The 25,189-nt window shown below is 56.4% G+C and carries 18 protein-coding genes and 1 pseudogene; 13 read left to right on the top strand and 6 right to left on the bottom strand.

Features of this window, described 5'->3' with window-relative positions:
* The first annotated feature begins 1 nt into the window (after nt 1).
* From AC2TAD_RS20810 to AC2TAD_RS20780, 7 genes and pseudogenes are all read left to right on the top strand, one after another.
* Nucleotides 2-1,006: an NAD(P)H-dependent flavin oxidoreductase gene (locus tag AC2TAD_RS20810; RefSeq protein WP_480870179.1), complete on the top strand. Its 1,005-nt coding sequence runs from the start codon at nt 2-4 to the stop codon at nt 1,004-1,006.
* Between the two features lie 117 nt (nt 1,007-1,123).
* Nucleotides 1,124-1,825 (top strand): SDR family NAD(P)-dependent oxidoreductase, encoded by a 702-nt coding sequence (locus AC2TAD_RS20805; protein WP_480870176.1) that lies wholly within the window; start codon nt 1,124-1,126, stop codon nt 1,823-1,825.
* Nucleotides 1,822-2,070 carry a CoA transferase gene (locus AC2TAD_RS20800; protein WP_480870174.1) on the top strand — a complete coding sequence of 83 codons (249 nt, stop codon included), beginning with the start codon at nt 1,822-1,824 and terminating at the stop codon, nt 2,068-2,070. The genes AC2TAD_RS20805 and AC2TAD_RS20800 overlap by 4 nt, the downstream gene beginning before the upstream one ends.
* A complete protein-coding gene (locus tag AC2TAD_RS20795; protein WP_480870171.1) occupies nt 2,039-2,284 on the top strand; it encodes a CoA transferase in 246 nt (81 codons plus the stop codon). The genes AC2TAD_RS20800 and AC2TAD_RS20795 overlap by 32 nt, the downstream gene beginning before the upstream one ends.
* A complete protein-coding gene (locus AC2TAD_RS20790) occupies nt 2,259-2,813 on the top strand; it encodes a CoA transferase (RefSeq protein ID WP_480870168.1) in 555 nt (184 codons plus the stop codon). The genes AC2TAD_RS20795 and AC2TAD_RS20790 overlap by 26 nt, the downstream gene beginning before the upstream one ends.
* A 35-nt stretch (nt 2,814-2,848) precedes the next feature.
* A complete protein-coding gene (locus AC2TAD_RS20785) occupies nt 2,849-4,327 on the top strand; it encodes a class I adenylate-forming enzyme family protein (RefSeq protein ID WP_480870165.1) in 1,479 nt (492 codons plus the stop codon).
* A gap of 33 nt (nt 4,328-4,360) precedes the next feature.
* A pseudogene (locus AC2TAD_RS20780) lies at nt 4,361-4,656 on the top strand (DDE-type integrase/transposase/recombinase); the annotation flags it as partial.
* A 71-nt stretch (nt 4,657-4,727) separates the two neighbouring features.
* On the opposite strand, the gene AC2TAD_RS20775 reads toward AC2TAD_RS20780, so the two are convergent.
* A complete protein-coding gene (locus tag AC2TAD_RS20775; protein ID WP_480870163.1) occupies nt 4,728-6,563 on the bottom strand; it encodes a sigma 54-interacting transcriptional regulator in 1,836 nt (611 codons plus the stop codon).
* Between the two features lie 214 nt (nt 6,564-6,777).
* Between AC2TAD_RS20775 and AC2TAD_RS20770 the strand changes: the two genes are divergently transcribed.
* From AC2TAD_RS20770 to cynS, 4 genes are read left to right on the top strand one after another with little or no spacing between them, the layout of a single operon-like run.
* The gene (locus AC2TAD_RS20770; RefSeq protein WP_480870160.1) at nt 6,778-8,169 is read left to right on the top strand and encodes a CmpA/NrtA family ABC transporter substrate-binding protein; all 1,392 of its coding nucleotides are present in this window, start codon (nt 6,778-6,780) and stop codon (nt 8,167-8,169) included.
* Nucleotides 8,170-9,006, top strand: coding sequence for a nitrate ABC transporter permease (gene ntrB / locus AC2TAD_RS20765; protein ID WP_480870157.1), 837 nt, complete (start codon nt 8,170-8,172; stop codon nt 9,004-9,006).
* Nucleotides 9,007-9,018: 12 nt separating this feature from the next.
* On the top strand, nt 9,019-9,918 hold the full coding sequence (locus tag AC2TAD_RS20760) for an ABC transporter ATP-binding protein (RefSeq protein ID WP_480870155.1): 900 nt from the start codon (nt 9,019-9,021) through the stop codon (nt 9,916-9,918).
* Nucleotides 9,919-9,957: 39 nt separating this feature from the next.
* The gene (cynS, locus tag AC2TAD_RS20755) at nt 9,958-10,428 is read left to right on the top strand and encodes a cyanase (RefSeq protein WP_234899485.1); all 471 of its coding nucleotides are present in this window, start codon (nt 9,958-9,960) and stop codon (nt 10,426-10,428) included.
* A gap of 400 nt (nt 10,429-10,828) precedes the next feature.
* Here the strand turns inward: cynS and AC2TAD_RS20750 are convergent, their stop codons facing one another.
* The 4 genes from AC2TAD_RS20750 to AC2TAD_RS20735 form a co-directional block, all read right to left on the bottom strand.
* Nucleotides 10,829-11,728 carry a LysR family transcriptional regulator gene (locus tag AC2TAD_RS20750; protein WP_480870151.1) on the bottom strand — a complete coding sequence of 300 codons (900 nt, stop codon included), beginning with the start codon at nt 11,726-11,728 and terminating at the stop codon, nt 10,829-10,831.
* 49 nt (nt 11,729-11,777) lie between these two features.
* Nucleotides 11,778-13,076 carry an HlyD family type I secretion periplasmic adaptor subunit gene (locus AC2TAD_RS20745; protein ID WP_480870148.1) on the bottom strand — a complete coding sequence of 433 codons (1,299 nt, stop codon included), beginning with the start codon at nt 13,074-13,076 and terminating at the stop codon, nt 11,778-11,780.
* Nucleotides 13,069-14,820 carry a type I secretion system permease/ATPase gene (locus tag AC2TAD_RS20740; RefSeq protein ID WP_480870145.1) on the bottom strand — a complete coding sequence of 584 codons (1,752 nt, stop codon included), beginning with the start codon at nt 14,818-14,820 and terminating at the stop codon, nt 13,069-13,071. Before AC2TAD_RS20740 ends, AC2TAD_RS20745 begins: the two co-directional genes overlap by 8 nt.
* Before the next feature lie 67 nt (nt 14,821-14,887).
* Nucleotides 14,888-19,279: a CHRD domain-containing protein gene (locus AC2TAD_RS20735; protein ID WP_480870143.1), complete on the bottom strand. Its 4,392-nt coding sequence runs from the start codon at nt 19,277-19,279 to the stop codon at nt 14,888-14,890.
* A gap of 248 nt (nt 19,280-19,527) precedes the next feature.
* On the opposite strand from AC2TAD_RS20735, the gene AC2TAD_RS20730 reads away from it, so the two are divergent.
* Complete coding sequence (locus AC2TAD_RS20730; RefSeq protein ID WP_480870140.1) at nt 19,528-20,457, top strand: LysR family transcriptional regulator; 930 nt, start codon at nt 19,528-19,530, stop codon at nt 20,455-20,457.
* A gap of 161 nt (nt 20,458-20,618) precedes the next feature.
* Entirely contained in the window at nt 20,619-21,314 is a 696-nt protein-coding gene (locus AC2TAD_RS20725; RefSeq protein WP_480482311.1) for a superoxide dismutase, read from the top strand.
* Nucleotides 21,315-21,398: 84 nt separating this feature from the next.
* Here the strand turns inward: AC2TAD_RS20725 and AC2TAD_RS20720 are convergent, their stop codons facing one another.
* Nucleotides 21,399-25,178 carry a hypothetical protein gene (locus AC2TAD_RS20720; RefSeq protein WP_480870137.1) on the bottom strand — a complete coding sequence of 1,260 codons (3,780 nt, stop codon included), beginning with the start codon at nt 25,176-25,178 and terminating at the stop codon, nt 21,399-21,401.
* Between the last annotated feature and the right edge of the window lie 11 nt (nt 25,179-25,189).

Here is a 25,189-nt window from a genome sequence, read left to right as displayed (position 1 = left end):
ATTGGCCCAGACTGCCACCCGACCAAAAATGTTTGATACCCCAGTGACCCGCACCTACGGCACCAGACTGCCCGTGGTCGCCGGTGGCCTGCAATGGCTGGCCAATGCCGACTATGTCTCTGCGGCGGGCAAGGCGGGGATCCTCTCGTTCATCACAGCCGCCTCGTTCCCCGAGACCGGCGATCTGCGCTCGGAGATCCGCCGATGCCGCGACATGTGCGAAGGCGTGCCGTTTGGGGTCAACGTTTCGATGATCCCGAAGCTGGTGCCAGGTGAAAAGACCGAAGACATCTTTCGCCTGATCGCCGACGAAGGCGTGCGGTTTGTCGAAACATCCGGGCGCAGCCCCGAGGCATTCATGCCGATCCTCAAGGATGCGGGGATTGTCACCCTGCACAAGGTGCCGTCGCTGCGCTATGCGGTTAAGGCGGAACAGGTGGGCGTCGACATGGTCTCGATCGTGGGGGCGGAATGCGGCGGGCATCCGGGCCTGGATATGGTCGGCAGCATGGTCAATGCCGGTCTGGCGGGCGAACGCCTGACGATCCCGTGGCTGGTGGGCGGTGGGTTCGGCCACGGCAAACAGGTAACTGCGGCGCTGGCGATGGGCGCCTCGGGTGTGGTCATGGGCACGCGTTTTCTGGTGGCCGAAGAGTTGCAGGCCCATCCCGGTTACAAGCAGGCGCTGATCGACGCGTCCGAACTGGATACGGCCCTGACCATGCAATCGGTGCGCAACACCGTGCGCAGTCTGCGTAACGAAACCACCGCCATCGTGTCGCAGCTGGAGCGTGACAATCCCGACATCGGTATCGGCGGCCTGATGGAACATGTCGCGGGCAAGATCGGTCGGAAGGCCTATGAAACGGGGGACGTGTCGCGTGGGATTTTGTCGGCGGGCCATGCGTTGGGATTTGTCGACCGGGTCGAGCCTTTTGCAGCCATCGTTGACCGGCTTGAGGCCGAAGCCCTTGGCGCGTTGTCGCATCTGGGTGCGGTTGCCTGAGCACGCGCATCCAGCATTCACATGTGAATAGTAAGAATATGAATTTGGGCGTTACTACCTGATTTTGAATTTAACTATAGTCAAGTTCAAGACAGGACTGACGGAGGGAGGAAGGCGATGCCTTCAGCGGAAAATCAAAAGCCGGTCGCCTTGGCAATCGGGGCGGGGGACGGGATCGGGGCGGCGTTTGCGCGCCGGTTTGCCCGGGCCGGGTATCGCGTGGTCATCGCGCGACGGGATGCAGAGAAATCCGCCGCGCTGGTGGCCGAGCTGGCCGCCGAAGGGCATGAGTTGCACGCCTTTTCGCTGGATGCGCGAGACGAAGATCAGGTTGTGGGCTTTTTCGACAAGGTCGAGGCCGAGATGGGCCCGATCGAGGTGGCACTTTACAATGCCGGATCGAACTCGCCCTTTCCGTTTCTGGAAACCAAATCCACCATGTTCCGCAAAATTTGGGAACTGGCCTGTTTCGGCGGTTTCCTGACCATGCGCGAGGCCGCCTCTCGCAGGGTGCCGCGCGGCAAGGGGACGATCCGCCGCCATCAGGATCGGCACGAGATCTACGGTCAGGCCCCGGTCGCAGTCGATGTGGCGCGCGCATATTTCCTGCGGATGGCGCAGAAAGCCGCGCGACAGGTCATGACCGGCGCGCCTTATCTGCTGGGTGAGACATTCACTCTGGCCGATATCTTGCTTGTCACCTGCCTGCGGTTTGCCGATCGCATGGGGGTCAAGCGTCCGGCCGAATTCGACGACTATTTCCAAAGACTGACAGGCAGACCCGCCTTTCAGGCAGCTATGAAAGCGAACCACACATGACCGATGAGATGCAGAAGACCGGCCCCTTTGCCGGTATCAAGATTGTCGACGTGACCGCTGTGATCTCGGGGCCGTGTTCAACCGGTATCCTTGGCGATCAGGGGGCGGATGTGATCAAGGGGGAACCCCCCACAGGCGACATCATGCGCGCCCGGGGCAAGGTGGCGGGGTTCACCCCGGCCTTTGTATCGTGCAATCGGGGTAAGCGGTCGGTTGCGCTGGGACTACAAAAAGCGGGTCTATGATCCGGTGGTGCAGGCCCTGTCGGGGCTGGCCGATATGCAATCTGATCCTTTGACCGGTCGGCCCAAGATGATCCGTTCAGTCGTGGTGGACAAGATCACCGCCGTCTATGCCGCTCAGGCTGTTTCGGCCGCGCTTTACAGCCGGTCGGTGACGGGGCAGGGGCAGCATGTGGAAGTCTCGATGCTGGATGCGACACGAATTTCAACTGGTTGACGGCATGGCGCCCGTGGCCGTTGTCGGCAAGGAAGAGGATGCTTCCAACACGCCCCATGACATGATCTTTCCCACCTCGGACGGCTTTGTCACGGTCGGGGCAATCTCGGGCAAGGAATGGGTGGGTCTGTGCAAGGCGATGGACCGCCCTGACCTGATCAAAGACCCACGATTTGCCACCCCCAGCCAGCGCGAAATCAACCGTCAGGAACGGCTGGAACTGATCGAAGAGGTCGTTTCGACCTGTGCGACGGCCGAACTGCTTGCCTCGCTCGAATGGCATGATGTGCCCTGCGCGCCCGTGTTGCGCCGACATCAGCTGTTCGACGATCCTCAGGTGTTGCACAATGAGGTGGTCGAAGTGGTCGATCAGCAAGGTCTTGGCCCCGTCCGTCAGGCGTGTGGTGCGGCAAAGTTCTCCAACCATGTGCCGCGTCCGATCACGCAGGCTCCGGCCCTGGGCGAACATACCGAAGCGGTCCTGCAAGAGTTGGGTTTTAGCATGGCGGAACGTGCAAAGGCTGAATAACCTGCACGGAACATTGCGGCAAAAAGGAAAGCCTCGTGAAGCGCATTCATGACATCCTGTTGAACGGCGCACCGGACGCGGTTGCGATTGTCGATCATGACGGCACTGTGTTTACCTATGGCGCGTTGCAGGCGATGATCAAGGACGCCGCTGCGGGTTTGACCCGGCATGGCGTGCGGGGCGGCGATCGGGTCCTCGTGCTGGCCGAAAACAGCGTGACCTTTCTGGTCGCCGTTATGGCGCTGAGCCGGCTGGACGCCTGGACAGTTCTGGTCAACGCGCGGCTGACCGCGGCCGAGGTTGATCGCCTGATCGACCTGTCCGAGGCACGGTGCACGGTGTTCGCACCCGAAGCCTCTCCGGCCTCGGCGGGCCATGCCCGGCGAATGGGGGCCACTCAGGTGGCCACGCTGGATTGCGGCGCGTTCATGTTGTCGCCTCTGCGCGACGTGCAGATCGAGACGGTTCAGGCGGGTTCGGATCAGACGGCGGTTCTGATTTATACCAGCGGCACGGTGGGTGAACCCAAGGGCGTGATGCTGACCCATGGCAACCTGTGTTTCATGTCTCAGGTCTCGGGCGATATGCGGCGGATCACGCCGCAGGACGTGACGCTGGCGGTGGTGCCCGGAACCCATATCTTTGGTCTGACCTCGGTCTTTCTGGCGGCACTGGCCAAGGGCTCTGGCCTGATTGCAATGCCGCGGTTTGAAGTCGCGCCGGTGTTGGATGCGATCCGGTCGGGTGTGACCATCCTGCCCGCTGTGCCACAGATTTTCGCCGCCCTGATGGCTGAGCTGGGGCATGATCCGGCCCGGATTACCCCCAACAGGCTGCGCTTTATCTATGCCGGAGGTGCGCCGCTGGACCTGAGCCTCAAGCATGAGGTCGAGGCCCTGTTCGGCCAGCCGCTGCACAATGGCTATGGGCTGACCGAAGCCTCGCCCGGCGTTGCCGCGACCCGACTGGATTATGTGCGCAACGACAGTTCCATCGGTCTGCCTGTTCCGGGGGTCGAGGTCCGCATTCATGCACCCGACGATCAGGGAGTTGGCGAATTGCAGCTGCGCGGCCCAAACGTGATGAAGGGTTATTTCCGCAATCCCAAAGCCACCGAACAGGCGATGACGGCGGATGGGTTCCTGCGGTCGGGCGATCTGGCGCGGCAGGATGCCGATGGGGCGTTGCATATCGCGGGACGGTCAAAAGAGCTGATCATCCGTTCGGGGTTCAACGTCTACCCACCCGAGGTCGAGGCGGTGCTGACCGCCCATCCCGCCGTCACGCTCAGCGCGGTGGTGGGGCGCAAAGTGGACCGCAACGAAGAGGTTCTGGCCTTTGTCGTCGCCCGCGCGCCTGTGACCGAACAGGAACTGCGCGCCTGGGTGCGCGACCGTATGGCGGCCTACAAGGTGCCCTCGCGGATTGGGATTGTCGCGGCTTTGCCGCAGGCCGCAACCGGCAAGATTCAGAAGAACAAACTGCTGACCGACCCGGCCTATGCGCTGGACTGATCCTGCTTCCCGGGCGTACCGGTAGCTCAGACTGGGGACAAGTTGCGAAGTTATTTCAAGCCGATCCGCGATCTTACACCGGGCGCGGCTCACCGAGCACACAAAGGGTTGGACAACCGGATCGAAGGATCACACAGACCCACTCGAAAGTGTGAAAAGCTCAGGGGGCGCTTCAAGTCGCCAAAACAGGCGCCAAGGTTTCTTGCCACCCACGACCAGTTCAACACCGTTTTTCGACCTCGCCGCTATCAACTCTCCATCGTCTCATTCCGTCACGCCAGAACCGAAGCTTTCGGCCTCTGGGAGGTTATATTGCCGAAATGAACGTCTGGCAGGAACCGGCCCCACCCCTCTCAATCACGCGCAAAAAAGCTGGCAACGCCGTCCTGACCCTAGTTAGTTACTCCCATTCGTTGTCTGTAATACTCATGGTTTTTAAGCGCGAAGTCAGAGTAGTTGGCTTCATTCCCAAAAGTGCGGCTGCTCCGTTTGCTCCGGAAACCTGACCACGAGTTTCGCGTAGTGCAGAAACTAAATTTTCGCGGATCAGGTCCTGCATCTGCGCTTCGGTACGTACAGTGGGGTTCGACGCGGTTTCGAAGGTCTGGCCGGCAAGTTCGATCACCATTTTTGCATCCTGCGATACGATGGCGGCACGCTCCATCACGTTGTGGAGCTCCCTTACATTTCCTGGCCAGTTATAGCCTAACAGTTTTTGCACACCGTGTTCGGTCAGTTTCGGGACCGGGCGGTTCAGTCTTCGGCAGGCAATTTTCAACAAGTGCAGCGATAGTGGAGCGATATCCTCGGGACGGTCGCGCAGTGGTGGGCAGGTGATTGGAAAAACACTGAGAAACAGAAATAGGTCTTCGCGGATGCGGTCCGCGCGACGCGCCTGTGCTTCAGTCAATGCCGTCGCGGCGATAACCCGGATATCGATGGGCTTTTCCCGGGTGTCGCCTAGACGCTGAACTTTTCCATTTTGCAGCGCTGCCAGGAATTTTCCCTGTATTTCGAGTGGTAGTTCCTCGACATCGTCTAAAAACAGGGTCCCGCCATGGGCCAGCTCCAGCTTGCCGGGCTTGTCCCGAGTGGCCCCGTTGGGGGCGCCGCGAACTTGGCCGAACAGTTCCGCTTCGACCTGCTCCGGCGCGACAGAGCTGCACTTGAAATGGATCAGCGGACGTCGGGCGCGTGCGCTGGCCTTGTGAATTTCGGTCGCGACTAAAGATTTGCCGGTTCCCGTTTCGCCCGAGATCAAAACGGTTGCGTCTGTTCCGGCTACCAGATCAATGCGAGTCACGATTTGCCGGATCGCTGGAGATATTCCGATGATGTCGTGATGGGCACGCTCTGACGTGATGGCTTCTTGCAGATACGCGTTCTCTTGTTCCAGCCGGTCGCGCAGGGCGGCAACCTCGTCTAACGCTTCGCGCAGCTTTCGTTCGTTTTCTTTTCGTTCAGTAATGTCACGAAAGATGACCACAGCCCCCGCCAAAACTTGTTGATCATAAATAGGGGTCGAAACATATTCGACCCGGATTGGCTTGCCGTCCTTGCGCCAGAACACCTCGTCCTCGATGCGGTGCACTTGTTCAAACCGGAACGAACGGTAAATCGGACACTGTCGTGCGGGATAGATTTCACCGTTCAGGTGGTGATGGTGAATCATGGAATGGATGTCTTTTCCCAGCAGGTCTTCGGTCGTCCATCCCAACATTTCCTGCGCGGCGCGATTGACGAATGTGGTTTTGCCCTCGGCATTGACACCATAGATCCCTTCACCGGCAGCGTTCAGGATAAGTTGGTTCTGACGTTCAAGTTCGGCAAAGAAGCCTTGGGTGCGCTGCCATTCGACAAGGCCGCCTCGAAAGGTCTCTGCCGTGGCCGCTTGTTCGGCCCTGCGATCCAGCATGTCCAAATTGGAAATCGTCATCATCACCCAACCCGGTTTTCCTGGCATCATTCGGGCGCGCAATTCGCAGCGCAATGGCTCCTTAAACGCTGTTGTCAGCGGCACATCGCGTGTCCAGCCCTCGGTCCGGTGGTCGACCTCTTCCATGAAGACGATAAACTGAGGCAGCGCATCGCCCAAGTAGTAGGAAAATGGCAGCGGAACTGTGCCGCCCAGCAAATCGGTGGCGTGACGATTCCAGTCGACAATTCGGTCAGCCGACGTGTCCAGAACCAAAGCTGCTTCGGGCAAGGCTTGCAGCAGGGAATCGGAGGAAAGCAAATCGAGCGTCATGCTACCAAAGTAATGCCGCAGTGCGGTCCGAGAATACGAGATTTCGTAATTTACGAAATCTCGTAATTTTCATCTTGGGGAAGCCATATTAACCAACTGACAAATATATATTTTTCAGGGCGCACAAATTTTGAGCGCCCTCTGTTTCGCGATCGGAACCCCTGCCACCATGGCCGCAAATCTAGCGAAACAGGGGAAAATCATGACGATCAAGAGCCTCGGAAACCCGTTCTCAGAAAAGACCGATTTGCGCCATGGCGCGGATTGTGGCTGCGATGGATGCCTATCCGGTCACGGACATGACAAAGATCACGCCGAACCCGAACTCATGTCTGCTGAGCAGATCACCGAGCGTGTGGTCGAAAGTGCAATTGTGCGGTCGATCTTTGGTCAAAGTGACATCAATCGCCGGTCATTTATGGGAATGTTGGGGGGCGGTACGGCGGCTGCGGCGCTGGCTTCGGTCTTTCCGCTGGATCAGGCCAAAGCAGCCATTCTGGACAATCTGGGAACACCCGAAAAGACCGACCTGAATATTGGGTTTGTCCCTATCACCTGCGCGACACCGATCATCATGGCGCAGCCGATGGGATTCTACGAACGCTACGGTCTGAACGCGCAGGTTATCAAGACGGCTGGCTGGGCCGTGGCGCGTGATAAGTCCCTGTCAGGCGAATATGACGCCAGTCACATGCTGACCCCGATGCCGCTGGCGATGACCATGGGCGCGGGATCGGTCGCGACGCCTTACATCATGCCCGCCGTTGAAAACATTAATGGGCAGGCCATCGTGCTGTCGAACGAGCATCTGGACAAGCGCGACCCGGCCCAGTGGAAGGGGTTCACCTTCGGTGTGCCGTTCGAATACTCGATGCACAACTTCCTGCTGCGCTATTACGTGGCCGAGTTCGGGCTGGACCCCGATGTCGATATCCAAATCCGCGTGGTGCCGCCGCCAGAGATGGTTGCCAACCTGCGCGCAGGGAACCTCGACGGCTATCTCTCGCCCGACCCGTTCAACCAGCGCGCTGTTTGGGAAGGGATTGGTTTCATCCACACTCTGACCAAGGACATCTGGGAAGGTCACCCGTGCTGCGCCTTTGCCGCGCCGCAAAGCTTTGCCACCGAATTGCCCAACACCTATGGCGCCTTGCTCAAGTCGATCATCGACGCCACTCAGTTCGCGTCGAACCCGGATAACCGCAAGGACATCTCGGAAGCCATCGCGCCGACCAACTATCTCAATCAGCCGGTCCCGGTGATCGAGCAGGTTCTGACCGGCACCTATGCGGACGGGTTGGGTGAAGTTCAGAAAGTCCCTGACCGGATCGACTTTGACCCGTTCCCCTGGCATTCGATGGGTGTGTGGATCCTGACCCAGATGAAACGCTGGGGGTACATTGAGGGCGAGGTCGACTATCAGGGCGTGGCCGAGCAAGTCTATCTGGCTGCCGATGCCAAGAAGATCATGACCGATCTGGGGTACGACGCGCCGGACGTGACCTACAAATCCCACACCATCATGGGCAAGACCTTCGATCCGAAAGACCCTGAAGGCTATGTCAAAAGCTTTGCAATCGGGAAAGCCTCGTAAATGTTGGACAATCTAACCCTGAACCAGCGCGCGGCGCTGCTGTCGATGGTGATGCTGGTGGTCGGCATTTTGATTTGGGAGGCCGCCATCCCTGCTCAAAAAGCCGCCGGAGAGCTCACGGAATACGAGCGGCTGACTGGCGGCGGTGCCCCCAAGGCGGGTGTACCGCCCCCGAGTCAAGTTATCGCCAAGGCGTGGGAACAGCTGTCGAACCCGTTCTATGACGCAGGTCCAAACGACAAGGGGATCGGCATTCAGATCGGCTATTCGATCTATCGCGTGTTGACCGGCTACCTGATGGCTGCACTCGTGGCGATCCCCCTAGGGTTCCTGATCGGGATGAGTCAGGTCGCCTACAAGGCATTCAACCCGTTCATTCAGGTGTTGCGGCCTATCTCGCCGCTGGCTTGGATGCCCTTGGCGCTGTTCATCATTCAGGACAGTGAGGCAAGCGCAATTTTCGTGATCTTCATCTGCTCGATCTGGCCGATGCTGATCAACACCGCCTTTGGTGTGGCCGGGGTCCGTCAGGACTGGGTCAATGTCGCACGCACGCACGAACTTGGGCCATTTCGCACTGCCTTTACCGTCATCCTGCCCGCAGCTGCGCCCACGATCATCACCGGGATGCGCATATCCATTGGCATTGCATGGCTGGTGATCGTCGCGGCCGAGATGCTCGTGGGGGGAACCGGCATTGGCTACTATGTGTGGAACGAGTGGAACAATCTCGACCTCACTTCGGTGATCTTTTCCATCCTCATGATCGGCGTCGTTGGCATGCTACTGGATTCGGCCTTTGCCTACCTGCAGCGCGCTGTGGCCTATGCCGAGTAAGGAGCGTTTCAAATGAGCCAACCGTTTCTCAGTATTGAATTGCTGACCCAGCAATTCCCCGACGGTCAGGGGGGCACCCTGACCGTGTTCGAAAACGCCAGCTTTGGCATCGAAAAAGGAGAGTTCGTCTGTATTCTGGGCCATTCCGGCTGCGGCAAGTCTACGATCATGAACATCCTTGCCGGGCTGGCCGAACCCAGCTCGGGCGTGGTCAAGATGGATGGGTTCGAGGTGTCGGGCCCCTCGCTGGATCGCGGCGTGGTGTTCCAGAACTACTCTCTGCTGCCATGGTTGTCGGCGTTGAAAAACGTGACTTTTGGCGTGAAGGCGCGCTATCCCGACTGGCCTGCTGCCAAGGTCGAGGAACACGCCCGTGTTTTTCTGGCCAAGGTCGGACTTGAAGGCGATGTGGTTCATCGTAAACCCAGTCAGCTTTCGGGTGGGATGCGTCAGCGCGTGTCGATCGCGCGGGCCTTTGCAAATCAGCCCAAGCTGCTGTTGTTGGATGAGCCATTCGGCGCGCTGGATGCGCTGACCCGCGGCACCATTCAGGACGAATTGCTGAAGGTCTGGAGCGAGACCGAGCAGACCGTGTTCATGATCACTCATGACATAGATGAGGCAATCCTGCTGGCTGACCGCATCCTGCTGATGACCAATGGCCCCTTCGCTCGGGTGGCGGAGTCAGTTGAGATCACCATTCCCCGGCCTCGTACTCGGACTGAGATTGTCGATCACCCCAACTATTATGCGATCCGCAACCATCTGGTTCAGTTCCTCGGACAACGTTCCAAGGAATTGGCCGGTCAGGCCAGTGACGGCTCCGCGCAGCGACCCGAAACGGTGACTATCGACCTGACCGAAAAGACCGAGGACCAGAGCAATCCGCAACTGCGCGCGGTCAATGATTGAAAGCGCCAGGAACAGACATTCCAAACAGGAGGAAACCCAATGAAAGACACAATCGAAATCCCCACTATGATGACCAAAGAAGATGTCACCATGATGATCCTGTCGGCCAAGAAGCAGGCTGGGCTGACCTGGGAAGGTATCGCTGAGAAAATCGACATGTCGCCGGTCTGGACCCATTCTGCCTGCATGGGCATGAACGCCTTCCCCGCCGACAAGGCCGATGCGTTGGTCGCGCTTATGGCCCTGCCGCAAGAGGCCGCCAGCGTTTTGACTGAGCCGCCAACCAAGGTCTGGGAACAAAGCGTGCCAACTGATCCGTGCATCTATCGCTTTTACGAAATAGTCGGCGTTTATGGCCCAACACTGAAAGCGTTGATCGAAGAAAAATTCGGAACTGGCATCATGTCGGCAATTGATTTCGACATGCAGGTGACGCGCGTGCCGAATGAAAAAGGCGATCGCGTCAAGGTCGAGATGTCCGGCAAATATCTATCCTATAATTCCTGGTAATAGGGATGAACTTTTTGGACAAGCTGGCTCGGGGTCTGCCTTAACGACTTAGGATACGGATGTGTTACTTCCGTTAGGCTGAACGTATCTCGAGTCAGAAATCGGCGCGATGAAAAGAGCGATCTGAGGAGCGCTCTTTTCCCAGTCCTGATATAAAGCACCTTGGTTCAAGTAAGAGAGCACCGTGTTCACGACAACCTATTTCGGGAACGCACATTTTAGGATTGGAACGCCGCAGTCTGCCGCACCTGACTTTTGCGAACACGCGGCACGAGAGTTACGCTCGATCTGTCAGATAGCAACAGAGCCAGCGATCAAGTCGAAATGAATTCTGCCTGCCGTCGGTTTCGCCGTTCGGTGAAACCAGGATTGTGTCGGGAACCCGTGATACTTGCGCCATTTAAGCCGTCGAATAGTACTCATCTCGTATGGATTTTTGGTTGCTTACAGCTTTGTCGAAAATGCCCACTGCTCTTAACGCGTCGGCGGACAGGCCGTCATCGTTGAATCTGCTCAAGTAAAATGTCCCGAGATTTCCGATCTGCGCGTCCAGAAAGCTCAGGTTTCGTGGCTTCATTTTATGAACCACAAATAAGTCACCAATACATCCGATCCCGACACCGGCCGAAATGGCATTCAAATATGTACTGATCCCTTCTGCCCGAAACACTGGCTTATACTCAACACCCAAAGATTCGAGTTTAGAATAAAACACCTTGGAAAATCTTGCGTTATCCGAAAGCTCGACTATCGGCAGTTGAAAGCCCTTCATATTTTCTTTCAGTGAAAAATCCTTGTTTGAAATCCACCGCATGGTAAACGGCCAGCTCTTCTTGAGAAGCGGTGCATTGTCCTCCTGAATCACCGTATACGCGATGTTTCCCTTCAAATTCCTGATTTTGCCTTCGATGTCTTCGGAATTCAGCAATTCGATAAACAAGGACGACAGGCTGCCATCTGTTCCTGAGTTGAATATCTTGTAAGGGTTCAAGAAAGATTCGACGGTCGACACGAAGGAAATTTGAACCGGCTGAATACGCGCTGGATCGCAGATACGGCGAATGCGATGGACATTTCGGAGGATCTCTTGGCTGCAATCCAACAATTCGCGACCGTTGTCTGTCAGGGTTAAGCTGGCGTCACCGTTTTCGAACAGGTCAAACCCGACCAACGCTTCCAGCGAGCGTATTCTATTGCTTATTGCTGGCTGGGACCGCCCTAATTCTTTTGCGGTTTTTGAATAGGATTTAACCCGACACAAGATCGCAAAGGACTCAAGAGCCTCTAGTGAAATACGCATTGTTTTGGCCTGTAAACATGCCCCGCCACAAACGGGCGGGGCAGGGCTTTTATTCGTCGCGGAATGTCTTGGTCATAGCGTCACGAATGGGCCGTGACAGGTATGAGATGACTAGGCGTTCTCCGGTTGAAACCAGTACTTCAACGGGCATGCCGGGAACCAGATCCTTGTTTTGAATCTTGGAAAACTCGTCTTCCTGAATTTCCACTTCAGCGCTGTAGTAGACCGCGCCCGTCGCGGGATCCGAAAGCGTATCAGCCGAGACCCACTTTACCGATCCATTTAATTCCGGAGTTTGGTTGAAGTTGAAGGCGGTCAGCCGAACGCGGGCTTCTTGACCTGGCACGACGCGGTCAATTTCTGTTACGGGAATGTTGGCCATCAGGATGGGCTGCTCGGCCACAGGTACAATATCCATAAGCGCCTGACCCGGAGCGACAACCCCACCTTTTGTGTGAAAACCAAGGTTGAGAACCCGGCCATCCAGCGGAGCAAGAATCTGGCTGCGGGCAATACGATCCTCAGCCGTTGTTTTACGCTCCAACGCTTCACGCAACCGCTGCGAGACATCGGACATTTCAGTCGACACTTCTTCTCGCGAGGTTGCTGCGTTACTGACCAAAGCACTTTCCACCTCGGCTATCTGTGCCATGACACTGTCGATCTGAGCCGTGTTCGTGGACAGGCTGGCCTCGATATCCAATGCCGCCCTGCGGACCTGAAGCAGACGAGTTACGTTCGCCAGGCCTTTTTCGTTCAAAACCGAAACAGTCTCGAGTTCTTCCTGGGTCAGCGATTTGTTGGCTTCTTGAGACTTAATCTGGCTGCGCAAACCCGCGACCTGCGCCAAAAGGGCCTCTTTTTGAGTTTCCAGCTGGGCTATGTTCGCGTGCTTAGCCATCGAGCGGCTTTCGAACAGCTGTGCTTCGCTTTCAAAAATCTCCTGGTAGTCTGCGGTTTGGGCGAATTCTGCAGCGGAAGACATGAAATCCTGCGCGTTCAACTCGGCCTGCAAACGCGCCTTGCGAACAGTCAGGGACGCGATCTGGCTGCTGAGCGCATTCAGTTCCGCCTGTTCTCGCGTAGTATCGAGGCTGACAAGAACCTGACCTTGCTGGACTGCATCGTCTTCTGACACGTGGATTTCGTAGATGATCCCACCTTCCAGATGCTGCACCGTTTGGCGATCTGTCTCCAGCGCGACCATGCCGGGGGCTACAATGGCGCCGTCGATCCGGGTTGCCATCGACCAGTAGCCCAATCCGCCCAACATCAGGCTCATGGTTGCCACACCCAAAAGAACCCAGTTGCCGATCTTGTCTGCCGGAGCTGTCTTTGCGTTACGCATTGGTCTTGCCCTCACGTTTTGGAGCCGCATTCTCGGCGCTTTCGGTTGATTTCTTGTTGCGGTTTTCGGAGTATGTCCGAAGGATTTCATCCCGCGGGCCGTAGGCCGAAACCATGCCGTTATCCATGACAAGTACCTTGTCAGCCTGATTCAGGGCGCCCAAACGATGAGCAATCATGACAACGGTACGGCCCTCACTTTTGAGGCGATCGATTGTCATGGCCAAGGCCGCAGAACCTGCCGCGTCCAAATTGGAATTCGGCTCATCCAGCACGATCAGCGATGGGTTCTTATACAGAACCCGGGCCAATCCGATCCGCTGACGCTCGCCTCCGGACAATGCGCTGCCGCTTTCACCCAGTGGTGTGTCATACGCATTGGGCAGTTTCAGGATCAGGTCGTGAGCGTTGGCCGCCTGCGCTGCTGCAACGACATCTTCGTCAGATGCGTCTGCCTGAAAACGGGCGATATTCTCGCGTACCGTTCCATCAAACAGTTCCACAGTTTGAGGCATGTAACCGACCGAGTCCCGCAGTTGAAGCGCGTTCCAATAGCTCATGTCCGCGCCGTCCAGCCGCACGCTGCCTCGGTTCGGTTCCAAAGTACCGACAATCACGCGAGCGAGGGTGGACTTACCTGATCCGCTGGGGCCGATGACGGCCAGAACTTCACCCGGGTCCAGCGCAAGCGATACGTTCCGCAACACGGTAGACGCACCGTCAGGGGTTGTAGCAAAGACGTTTTTCAGTTCCAGAACACCGCGGGGTTGAGGCAATTGAACCGAAGGCTGGGACGGCGGGTAATCCTCGAGAAGAGAATTCAGTCGCTTGCGCGCGGCAGTGGCCAGCACATATTGACGCCAGCTCCCGATCGCTTGTTCGGCCGGGGCCAATGCGCGACCGACCAGAACGGATGCGGCAATGATCGAACCGGCACTTAGATAGCCCGAAATCGCCAGATACGCACCCAGACCCAGAACTGCGGACTGAAGGACCAGACGAACAGTACGAGAGATCGAAGACAAGGTTGCCGCCATGTCGCTGATCTGGCTTTGTTTGACTTGAGCCTGGCCGTTCAGGCCGTTCCAGTGGTCATAAAGATCATCGCGCATCCGCATGGCATGTGCCACTTCATGGTTACGTGACACGTCATTCAGCACGCGGTTGCTGCGGGTAAGGAATTGATTTGCCCGTGCAACACCGCGCTGAGTCAGAACGTTGTTCACCATGGCGACAACCAGCAGGAACGCGACGCCAGCCAAACCGGCATAGCCCAGCCAGGGATGCAGAAGATAGGCAAATCCAAGGTAGATCGGTGTCCACGGCGCGTCGAATATAACGGCCGGGGTCGAACCGCCCATGAAATCACGCAACGTACCAAGGTCACCTACGGCATCGCGCCCTTTGGCACCACCTTCTTTGACTGACCGCTCGATCTGCGCCTGGAAAACGCGCTTCTCCAGAGTGTTGCCCAGCCGGTTGCCGATGCGGATCAGGATACGCGACCGGACCAGGGACAACACGCCGAACACAAGATACAGCCCCAACATCAGCACGCTCAGACCGAACAGGGTCTGGTAGCTTTGGCTGGGCAGTGCCCGGTCGTAGACCAAGATCATAAACAAAGGACCGGTCAGCATCGTCAGGTTGATCACCATACTGATGGCGCCGGTGGCAAAAAGGCCCGGGCGAGCAGCACGAAACGCTTGCTCAAGCTCGGTACGTTTGAGGGGACTATGGGACATGGTGGCCCTCTTTCTGACATAAAGGAATGGAACGGCGGCGACCGTCTAGGCCGCCGCCGAGTTTGGGTTAGACCAGAACGTTGTCTTCGTTCAGATCGGCCAGCTGGACGCCAAGCAGCGTGATGCTGCCTTCGGCACCCAGGTCGATGACAACGTCATCACCGTCCTGCGACGCAACCGCAGCCAGATCCGCGAATTCATCGAGATCGAACGCTGCCGAGGTCAGGTCCAGAGTGTCGCCGTTGGCAAAGGCTTCGAAGTCAGCAATGACATCGTCACCCAGTCCGGCTTCGAAGACGAAGGTATCCGCACCGCGGTTGCCTTCCAGACGGTCGTTGCCGGTGCCGCCGTTGATGATGTCATCACCGGTACCGCCGCAGATCTCGTCGTCGCCCGCACCGCCATCAATGATGTCGTTGCCGCGGCCGCCTTCGATCATGTCGTTGCCCAGACCACCGTCCAGGATGTCGTCACCGCGACCACCGTCCAGAATGTCGGCGCCATCGCCGCCTTCCAGAAGGTCATCACCGTTGCCGCCATCCAGGTTGTCGTCACCCAGACCACCGACCAGATCGTCGTCACCGTTGCTGCCGATAAGCTGATCGTTTCCGGCTTCGCCGTCCAGATCGTCATCGCCATTGCCACCGTCGACAACATCGTTGCCTGCACCGGCTTCGACAACATCGTCACCGTTACCGGCTTCGATTTCGTCGTCACCGACGCCGCCAACCAGATCGTCGTCTCCGTTGGTGGGTGCAACAACCACTTCTTCGGCGAAGACAAAGTTCTCAGCGACCAGCTCGTTCGGGGCAACCCCTTCGAGCGTGACCTGATCACCATTGCCAAGGTCGATAATGGTGTTTTCACCATCGGCCGTGATGTTGAGCTCTTCGAGCTGCGTGACACCGAAGTCCGACACGTCCAGGAAGTCACCGTCTTCAACACTGGTCGAGAAGTCAGCCACGACGTCGAAGCCCGTTCCGCGACGGAACGTGAACGTGTCGCGACCGGACCCACCGATCAGGGTGTCGTTGTCGGCACCGCCATCCAGGATGTCGTCGCCACGACCACCGTCTATGATGTCGTCACCTGCGCCACCGAACAGTTCGTCATCGCCACCTTCGGCAATGTCGATTACGATGCGCAGCAGCTGCTCTTGGCCGTTGTTGCGGGTGAAGTCACCTTCGATCGGGTCAACAATCGTATTGGCAGCAGTTGTGCCACCCAGAATGTTGACAGGCTCGCCATCGGGGTTGCCTTCCGAGCCGTTGAAGCCCGGGTGCTGACCCACGACATCGTTCTCGACGATACCCTGATCACGCGCGGTCTGGTTGAGGAAGGCGGCGCCTTCTTCATTGTTGACCTCGGTGCCAGCGTCCAGAACGTCGTTGCCGAAGCGTTCAATGACAAGCGGCCCCAGGAAGTTGCCCTCTTCGTCGAAGATCGGATCAGCCAAGGCGTCATCCGGCACGGCCAGGAAGGCGTCGTTTGACGGGATAACCATGGTTGCCCAGGTAAAGAAGCCCTGCCCAACCTGAGCCGTGTTGACGTTCAGCGTGAAGCTGGCCGTTTCACCCGGATCAATCGGTCCCGGCGCACCGAGGCCACCCAGAATGGTCGCATCCACACCGTTGTCACCAACCTGCTGGTTGAATTCAGCCGCAATGCCTTCGACGCTGCCATCTTCTGCCAGACGTTCCAGACCCTGGCTGGCCGCTTCACCTTCGGTAAACAGGTCAAAGCTCTCGCCATTGTGGAAACCGAACCACACGGGGGTCAGGAAGGTTCCGCCTTCGCCCAGAGTGTTGGTTACCGTAACGGTAATCGCTTCGCCGTCACCAACCGCGTCACCACGGATGACATCGTTGCCTGCACCACCATTGATGACGTCGTCACCAGCAGCGCCTGCCAACAGGTTGTCACCATCGTCACCAGTCAGGAAGTCGTCATTTTCAGAGCCTGTCAGGTTTTCGATGCTGATCAGCTGGTCCGCAACCGCATTGCCGTTGGGTGCTGCGTAGGTTGCAGTACCGTTCGCCAGGTTGGCTGTGACCGAAGATCCGATGTCCTGGAAATCTGCAGTGTCGATACCTTCACCACCATCGGTGATGTCGTTACCGCCGCCGCCTTGCAGGACGTCATTGCCTTCGCCGCCTTCCAGGATGTCGTTGCCACCACGGCCAACCAAAAGGTCGTTGCCGTCGTTGCCGGTCAGGGTGTTGGCGCCACTGTCACCAAACAGCTGGTCGTCATTGGCAGACCCATCCAGGTTTTCGAACCCGTCGAAGTTTTCGAAGATCGTGACGTTTTCATTCGGCGCGTAAGATGCGCTTCCTGTTGCCAGGTCTGCAATCACTTCGGCTCCGATACCCTGGAAGCTGTTGGTGTCGATACCTTCACCACCGCTCAGATCATCCAGACCGCCGCCGCCAGCGATGAAGTCATCACCCGCACCACCGTCGATCGTGTTCGGTGCAGCACCTGTCGCAACAATCTCGTCATCGTTGGACGAACCGGTGATGTTCTCGATGTTGGTGAAGGTTTCCTGGATCAGAGGGCCATTTCCACCACCGCCGTTGTATTCGGCCGTACCGCTGCCATCTGCTGCCAACGTGACACGAACACCTGCGATCGTCGGATCTTCGGCACCCAGGTTGATGTTGGAGAAGTCGTTGGTGTCGAAGCCTTCGCCGCCGTCGATGACGTCGGTTCCGCCGCCACCCAGCAGGGTGTCGTCACCTTCGCCGCCGTTCAGGATGTCGTTTCCTGCGCCGCCGTCCAGAAGGTCATCGCCAAGTCCACCGTTCAGAGTGTCGTTTCCGGCACCACCCCGCAGGATGTCGTCACCGTCCAGACCATCAAGAACGTTGTCATTGTCGTCGCCAATGATCTCGTCACCATCATTCGAACCGATGACGTTTTCTATGCTGGTCAGGGTATCCGTTTCAGAGACCGCTTCGGTCACTTCTTCGATGTTGGTCACACCCGAGGGGTTAAAGGAGACCTCGTCGGCGCTTGCCAGGAAGCCACCTGCGTCAACCAGCGAGTCACGCACAACCGGGCCATTCTGACCGGCAGGTGCGTTGTGCAGGTGGATCGCGGAAACCACGCCTGGGATCGGGGTCAGCAGGTCGGATACGGCCAGGCCAGTTACCGACAGTTCGGACGAGTAGGTTGCCACGCCGTCAACAACAGTGACGGTCACGGTCGCCAGTCCGGTTGCTTCGGAATCCGACAACGGGCCGGGTTCTTGTGCTGCGTCCAACCGCGCGGTCAGAACGACTGTACCGTTGCCGTCTTCATCCAGGTTGTTTTGAGCAACCAGCAACTGACCACGGATCTCACCACCGGGGAAGTCCTCGGTGTGGATGTTGTAGTACAGTTCTTCGGCAAGCGCTTCGTCAACCAGGCTGTCGTTCGGATCAGCAAAGTTCACGAAAGGTGCGTCTTCAATCGAGACCGAGAAGCCGGTTTCGCGTGTTGCTGTTCCTTCAAGCAGGTCAACACTGACAGGAACGTCGATGTCGTTAAACGCAGCAGTGTCTATGCCTTCGCCACCATCCAGAATGTCGTCGCCCAGACCACCGGTCAGAACGTTGTCATTCTCGTCACCGATCAGGTTGTCAGGATCGTCGGAACCGATGATGTTTTCGATGCTGGTCAGAGTGTCGGTTTCGGTCACGGCATCGGTTACGTCTTCAACAGACAGAACGCCCGACGGGTTTTCCGAAACTTCTTCTGCGCTTGCCAGCTCGGCGCCGGCATCAACCAGCGTGTCACGCACGACCGGACCGTTCTGGCCAGCGGGAGCATTGTGCAGGTGGATGGCAGATACGACGCCTGGGATCGGAGTCAGCAGGTCAGATACGGCCAGACCAGTTACCGACAGTTCCGACGAGTAGGTCGCAACGCCGTCAACGACGGTTACTGTGACAGTCGCCGTGCCGGTTGCCAGAGAGTCGGACAGCGGGCCAGGTTCTTGCGCCGCATCCAGTACCACGGTCAGAGTCAGCGTACCGTTGCCATCCTGATCCAGGTTGTTTTCGTCGACCAGCAACTGACCACGGATCTCACCAGCTGGGAAGTCGGCGGTGTGGATGTTATAGTACAGGTTTCCGGCCAGCGCTTCGTCAACCAGGCTGTCTTCGGGATCGGCAAAGTTTACGAAAGGTGCTTCATCGACCGTGACCGAGAAACCGGTCTCGCGTGTTGCTTCACCTGCGGGCAGATCAACTTCGACTGGGACGTCGATATCATTAAAGGCTGCAGTGTCGATACCTTCGCCGCCGTCCAGCATGTCATTGCCAAGACCGCCGATCAGCGTATCGTTGCCGCCGAGACCTTCAATCTGATCATCACCACCCAGACCGTTGATAATATCGTCTTCGGGTGTTCCCATCAGTTGATTGTCGTTATCGTCGCCTTCGATAATCGGGTTCATTATTTCTTCGGGGTTCATTTTGCACTCCAAGCTAATAAGTAAACGCTGTTGCGCTCACGCCGGGTAACCTGCGCTTGGAAGAAACCGTCTCAACTGTTCAAAAATGAAGGGGGGATCATCAATTGGGTTGTGATCCTGAACTATTTATTAACTCACTGCTTTCAAAAGAATAATTTTTTCCCCTCACGAAGTCACAAGTAAAGTTGAAGACGGTTTTTTTCCTGTGGAAATGTGAAAAAATAGGGAATGACCAAAGGTATGACCCCATGAGCGACAACGGCCAGCTATCAGATGCTTTCCAGAAAATTCCTGTCCAGGATTGGGATTTGTTGCGGTTTCTGGTGTGTGTTGCGCGCTCGGGCAGCATCGCTACGGCCTCGACGCAACTTTCGGAAAGCCCGGCCACAGTGGGGCGTAAGTTACGTGAGCTGGAAAAGTCGCTTTCTTTGCCATTGTTCGATCGCGGGTCCAGCGGTGTTACGCTAACTCCCATCGGTGATGATATCCTGCAAATCGCGCAACGGATCGAAACTGAGCTTTGCCATATGGGTGAGGCGGCCCGTGGTCATCTTGGCTTTAAGGGCAGCCGTGTTTCCGTCACCGCACCAGAGGGGTTCGGGGCCTCGGTGCTGGCGCCTAAACTCATTGAATTCCATTCGCTGAACCCGCACATCAAGATCGACCTTCTGTTGTCGAACAAAAAAACCAACTTGCATAACCGCGAGGCTGATATTGCCGTGCGGTTGGGTGAACCCGAAGCGTACCGTGTCAACAGCGAGAAGTTGGGTGTTGTAAAATTCGGCATATACGCATCGCGAGAATATTTGTGCGATTTGGAACCGATCAGGTCACTAGAGGAATTTCTGGGTCACAACGTCATCGTGGCCACGGGTGCGCTAAGTCAAACTGTACAGGAAACCGAGTTTCGTAAAATCACTGGTAAGTGCAATGTTGCTGCCAGAACAGACAATGTGAATGCCCAACTGATGGCCGTGAGAAGTGGGTTGGGATTTGCCGCGCTGCCTAAATTCATGGCGGCGGGTCATTCGGATCTGATCGAGGCCCTGCCAGGCTTTCTGACACAATCATTGGATTTATGGATACTAACCCATAGTGACATCGCGCCTTATCCGTATGTGCAAACCACAACCGAATTTCTGACTCAAGTCTGCAAAGATATTGTCGAGTTGGAATAATCAGACAGGTAGATCCGAACGAATGTCCTTTCTAAATGCGACCCTGTTTGACGTCGGGCACTGCGGCGATTTGTACATCCACTTTTCCGAATAAAACCCCCGCGTAGGTGTTTTAGGGTCATCTGTCGGGTCCATCGACAGACAATGGAAAGGAATGAAAAATGACTCTCTCTCGTCGTGGTTTTCTTGCGTCCGCTGGCTCGGGCTTGCTTGTTGCAGCAACGCCTGCCTTGGCAAAATCGGTAAGCGCTGGTGAAGCCTATTCGCTGCCGTCCCTTGACTACAGCTACTACGCTCTGGAGCCTGTTATTGGTGCAGAAACCATGGAGTTGCACCACAGCAAACACGCTGCTGGTTATGCGCGCAACCTGAACAAACTGATCCCGGGGACAAGCCTTGAAGGTCAATCTCTTGAAAGCATCATCAAGACTGCAGCAGCGGATCGTGGCAAGTACCAGACTGTTTTGAACAATGCCGGTCAGCATTGGAACCACTCGGAGTTCTGGAAAATGCTGGTTCCCGGCGGCACCGGAGTACCCGGAGCTCTGAAGAAGAAGATCGAAGGTGACTTCGGCAGTTTCGAAGCCTTCCGCGAGCAGTTCATCAACGTATCCAGTAAACAATTCGGGTCCGGCTGGGGTTGGCTGGCTGTCGACACGTCGGGAAAACTGGTTGTCCTTTCGACACCGAATGGTGAGAACCCGCTGGTGCACGACATGTTCCCTCTTTTGGGCGTCGATGTCTGGGAACACGCTTATTACGTTGACTATCGCAACCGCCGCAAAGAATACGTTGCCGCTGTGGTCGATGGCATTGTCAATTGGGAATATGTGGACGCGCGTTTGTCAAACGCCTGATTGTCATCATATTAAAAGCCCAGAAGTTCAAACGCTGAAACAGTCGAACGGTCTGTTTCAGCGTTCTGCATCTCCCGCTGTCTGTCAATCGTCAGGGATTTTGGCAACGCGCGCGATGATGCGATCGTTCGCTACATCCACGTTATGTTTCAGTTCCTGTGTGACTACGATCATCGGCGAGTGAAGGTTTTTTTGCGTATCCAGCGGCCGGAATTTGTCCAGTGCCTTGGACAGGTCACTTCCAATCCGTGCCGCGTCGCGCAGTTCCTGTTTCGATGCGCCTTTTTTTGGAATCTCGAAGTCCAACAAAAGCGCGTTGATCTCGGCAGTCTTGAAATATTTCGGGTCTAATCCTGGTTTCAATTTGACCGCGCTGGCTTTGATCATTGACCAGGACTCGATATTCATTTCGATATCGCATGGTAACCAGCTGACATCCGCGTTTGAGCCGATGGTCTCAAATTCCTTGTCCTGCAATGCCGCGCGAAGATATTCGACGACACCCTGACATACGTCATCGGAGTCTTCAAACACCTCGGGGGTCAGCCCGCAGCTTTGCAACGCCCGGCGCGCCTGTGCGTCACCGTCTATACAAGCACCATAAGCCAGCACACACTTGCCCAGCGTCGTGTTAACCTTGATCGCCTGGCGGGCCAGCCTCCGGTTTTTGGGTTCTGCCCTGGCCAGCAGGAACAACTCCCATCCCTCTTTGATCCGATCCCGCGAGTATTTCTCGAACCAGAATTTGTTCAGGAATTTTCCGATCTTTTCGATGCTGGTCATAGCTGCCGCGCCGACGTGAGTTTGATCGGCCAGACGCGCAGCTTCTGCACCGACACCAGCAATATCAGCAGCAACTTCGGCAGCGTCGTGTATGGTGCCTTTGATCAGCGCATCGCGTTCCCCAACCACAGCAGGTTCATATGGGCTGTAGCTTCCGGCGATCGCGTTCATTTCGCGGGACCACTTGGACAGGGATTTGCGTCGTCGGTGCAGCTTAACGCTATCCATGACCAGAGTTCGAATTTTACCAATCAATCCGGCCGCGGGTACCGCAGCCAGCATAATACCTGTCGCCCCCTTACTGGCCTGATCGGCAATCTTGATACGTTGTTCGGTCTTTTTCACCTCAAGTGTCAGCTGTTCGACCGCTGACATCGCCTTTTCATACTCTTCCTGATAGAGTTTGGGGTCCGCATTGAATTTATCCAAACGCTTCAAATCGGCCTGCTTTTTGAGGTCTTCAAGCCAGGCGTCTTCTTCCTCCATGTCGGCTTCGATAACAGCGCGGAACCCCGGGTCCTTGAGTAGAGTTTTCGAAATGTCGTCATAGAGACCGCGGATTTCGTCCTCGGTTTCTGGGTTGTCCCCGTCCGGATCATCCTGCAGCTTATCGACACGATCGCCCAAAAGCTCCATCTGACCCAATATTTTATTTTCATCTTCTTTCGACAAGTTCATATCTGCGACGGCGCGGACATCATTATGTGTAGCGCGTTCGCAAACAGTCAGCATTTTGTAAACCTCGACTGCGACCGTTTCGGGGTCAAGTTTGCCCGGATCCAGTGACATGAACAGCTTGAGGTCCTTTTGATCCTCGGGGATGTTCAGCCTTTTGGCCGTGTCCCTAATTTTTTGATACGCCTTCTGAACTTTGACCTTGTCCTTGCGAAAGCTCTCATCGGCCATCTGTTTCGAAAGTTCTCTTGTTTCCTCCATAATGTCGCGCTGGTCGTTGACTGTGGCCATGTATTTGCTCATCCCGAATTCGGATTGGCCATCAGCATGTTCTTCTTCAATTCTGGCGGTGACGGCAAAATCTGCATCGCTGCCGTGGCCACCCCAGCCGGCCTCGATGTCATCGGCATCCTTGTCGTCACGGACCGCGTCGCCGATCAACCCGGCTGTTCCGGTAAACGGGCCAGAGGTCGTGAATAGAAGCACTTGCTTGGCGAAATCGTCCCAGTCGCCTTTCTGCGCGGCGGCTACCATCTTGTCGATCATTGTAACCGAAAGACCCATTCCCTTGGCCAGCATGCCCCAGGAGGATGCCTCATCCCGGCTGTCATTTCCGGTGTCGCCCCAGCCACCGTCGTCGCCCTTGGTTCCCGATGCTGACATCGACTCGCCCGCAGCGTCGCAGATATCGGCGATGGCTCCGACCACAAGCTCGCGGGGGTCTTTCAGGGTTTTCCTGCCCTCGGCGACCTGAGTGAGTTTGGACACCGCTTTCAAACCCGCTTTGCCTGCCAATATCCCGAATTTGGTTTTGTGTTGACGGTTCTGGGTATCTGCGTTCGTGGTCAGGTCTTCTGCTTCGGTTGCGCTAGTGATGCCTGCCGCGACCGAGTCAGCAAAGGCACCTGCCAGTTGAATACCAATATCGCGCCGTTTTTCCTGTTTCGCCCTATAGGCCTGAGCGGCCTCAACCGCTCCAATGGCTGCTGCGGCTCCGCATTTGCGTGCGGCGTCCTGAGCGACGAACTTTCCGTATTGCTGTGTCAGCTTCGCGGCTTCGTATTTCTCTTTTTCCTCGCCTTCCGCACTTTTGATCTGCGCGTCCAGCCATTTGTCGTAGTCCTTAACACCATCTTTCTTTTGCGCTTCGAATTCGGCGCGCGTCAGTTGTAACTGGGTGACTTTCTTGTCGTCTGCAGCGAGTTCATCCAGAGTTTTCTCGTCGTTAATTGTTAAACCACCGAACTTGAGGCGGTTTTTCTCGTATCGAACCCCGTCCTTTTCATTGCGAAGCTGTTCGACTTTTTTGGGGTCTTTTTCTTCTTCGATTTGCTCGGACAGCGAAGCTTCCTCCTTATCCAACCAGTCCTTATAGGGAATTTCCTCGTTTGGATTGTCCTTGAGGTATTTAGCCTGGGTCAGGTCGGCTTCGGTGATCTCGGGTCTGTCCGCTTTCGGCAATGCTTTGATCTCGGCGACGGTTTTACCTTCTATCACTAGGTCATTGTACTCGTCGGGCATCTCGTCGACGTCGAGGTCTTCATCCAGCGCAATGTTTTCTTCCTTGAAGTTGATGAACTTCGCCAAATCCTCGCGACTGGCTTCGGTGATCGAGATATTGGCGTAGTGAAGCGCCTGACTGGCCCCAAGATTGGCGGCCGTCATCAGCAGCTTGCCACGGCGGAGCGCCTTGTCGACCCCCGCCACCTTCATCTCCTTACCTTCTTCGCGGGCCATCAATTCGGTGTAGACGGCGGCCGCATTCTTGAACACCTGCATACCTTCCGAGAAACTGTCAGGCACAAGGTTTGACGGAATAACCCCTTCACGAACCAACGGTGTCCACAATTCTTTTTCGATATCTCGGTCGCTGAACAGGCGTTCACCTTTTTTGTCGACCATCGCCGCCAATTCGTTCGACTTTTCAACCAGCGGCCGCAACATGTCAAAGATTTCGCGGATCGCGGTGGCCGCCGCTTCGGACTTGAATTCGAATGTCTCCTCACCTTTCTTGAGGCTTACAAACTCGCCCGCGCGATCCGCAAAACTGTCCCATTCACTGTCCTCGATTTCGACCGGGATTTTGTCTCCGTCCACTTGCGCCAGTACTTTAATGGTCTTCGGGAATTTTACGTCTGCCGCGTTCCAGGCAGCCCCCAACACTGGATTGGAAAGAGCCATCGCCTGGTTAAGTTTGTGGTTCTTTTTTTCGACGACAAGACCCAACTCACGCAGACCGTCGCGCAGCGCTTGTTTTGTTTCTCCGAAGTCCTCACTGGAATTGAGCGCCTCAATAGCCTTTTCACGCGCGATGAGATTGTCGATTTCGTCTTGAAGATTCTGAGTCAACTGGCCGCCGTCGCCAAAGACCTTCGTCATCCAGACACGTTCTGCTTCAAATGACATTTCGCTCTCCT

The sequence above is a fragment of the Ruegeria sp. HKCCD7628 genome, assembly GCF_057221005.1.
The sequence above is the reverse complement of the archived record's forward strand: the minus strand, read 5'-3'. Positions and strand labels throughout refer to the sequence as shown.

What these genes read in the sequence shown, in the direction of transcription:
- AC2TAD_RS20735 (WP_480870143.1), bottom strand. Translation starts at nt 19,279, where the DNA reads ATGAACCCCGAAGAAATAATGAACCCGATTATCGAAGGCGACGATAAC.
- AC2TAD_RS20805 (WP_480870176.1), top strand. Translation starts at nt 1,124, where the DNA reads ATGCCTTCAGCGGAAAATCAAAAGCCGGTCGCCTTGGCAATCGGGGCG.
- AC2TAD_RS20745 (WP_480870148.1), bottom strand. Translation starts at nt 13,076, where the DNA reads ATGCGTAACGCAAAGACAGCTCCGGCAGACAAGATCGGCAACTGGGTT.
- AC2TAD_RS20800 (WP_480870174.1), top strand. Translation starts at nt 1,822, where the DNA reads ATGACCGATGAGATGCAGAAGACCGGCCCCTTTGCCGGTATCAAGATT.
- cynS (WP_234899485.1), top strand. Translation starts at nt 9,958, where the DNA reads ATGAAAGACACAATCGAAATCCCCACTATGATGACCAAAGAAGATGTC.
- ntrB (WP_480870157.1), top strand. Translation starts at nt 8,170, where the DNA reads ATGTTGGACAATCTAACCCTGAACCAGCGCGCGGCGCTGCTGTCGATG.
- AC2TAD_RS20740 (WP_480870145.1), bottom strand. Translation starts at nt 14,820, where the DNA reads ATGTCCCATAGTCCCCTCAAACGTACCGAGCTTGAGCAAGCGTTTCGT.
- AC2TAD_RS20730 (WP_480870140.1), top strand. Translation starts at nt 19,528, where the DNA reads ATGAGCGACAACGGCCAGCTATCAGATGCTTTCCAGAAAATTCCTGTC.
- AC2TAD_RS20720 (WP_480870137.1), bottom strand. Translation starts at nt 25,178, where the DNA reads ATGTCATTTGAAGCAGAACGTGTCTGGATGACGAAGGTCTTTGGCGAC.
- AC2TAD_RS20760 (WP_480870155.1), top strand. Translation starts at nt 9,019, where the DNA reads ATGAGCCAACCGTTTCTCAGTATTGAATTGCTGACCCAGCAATTCCCC.
- AC2TAD_RS20790 (WP_480870168.1), top strand. Translation starts at nt 2,259, where the DNA reads ATGCGACACGAATTTCAACTGGTTGACGGCATGGCGCCCGTGGCCGTT.
- AC2TAD_RS20725 (WP_480482311.1), top strand. Translation starts at nt 20,619, where the DNA reads ATGACTCTCTCTCGTCGTGGTTTTCTTGCGTCCGCTGGCTCGGGCTTG.
- AC2TAD_RS20770 (WP_480870160.1), top strand. Translation starts at nt 6,778, where the DNA reads ATGACGATCAAGAGCCTCGGAAACCCGTTCTCAGAAAAGACCGATTTG.
- AC2TAD_RS20750 (WP_480870151.1), bottom strand. Translation starts at nt 11,728, where the DNA reads ATGCGTATTTCACTAGAGGCTCTTGAGTCCTTTGCGATCTTGTGTCGG.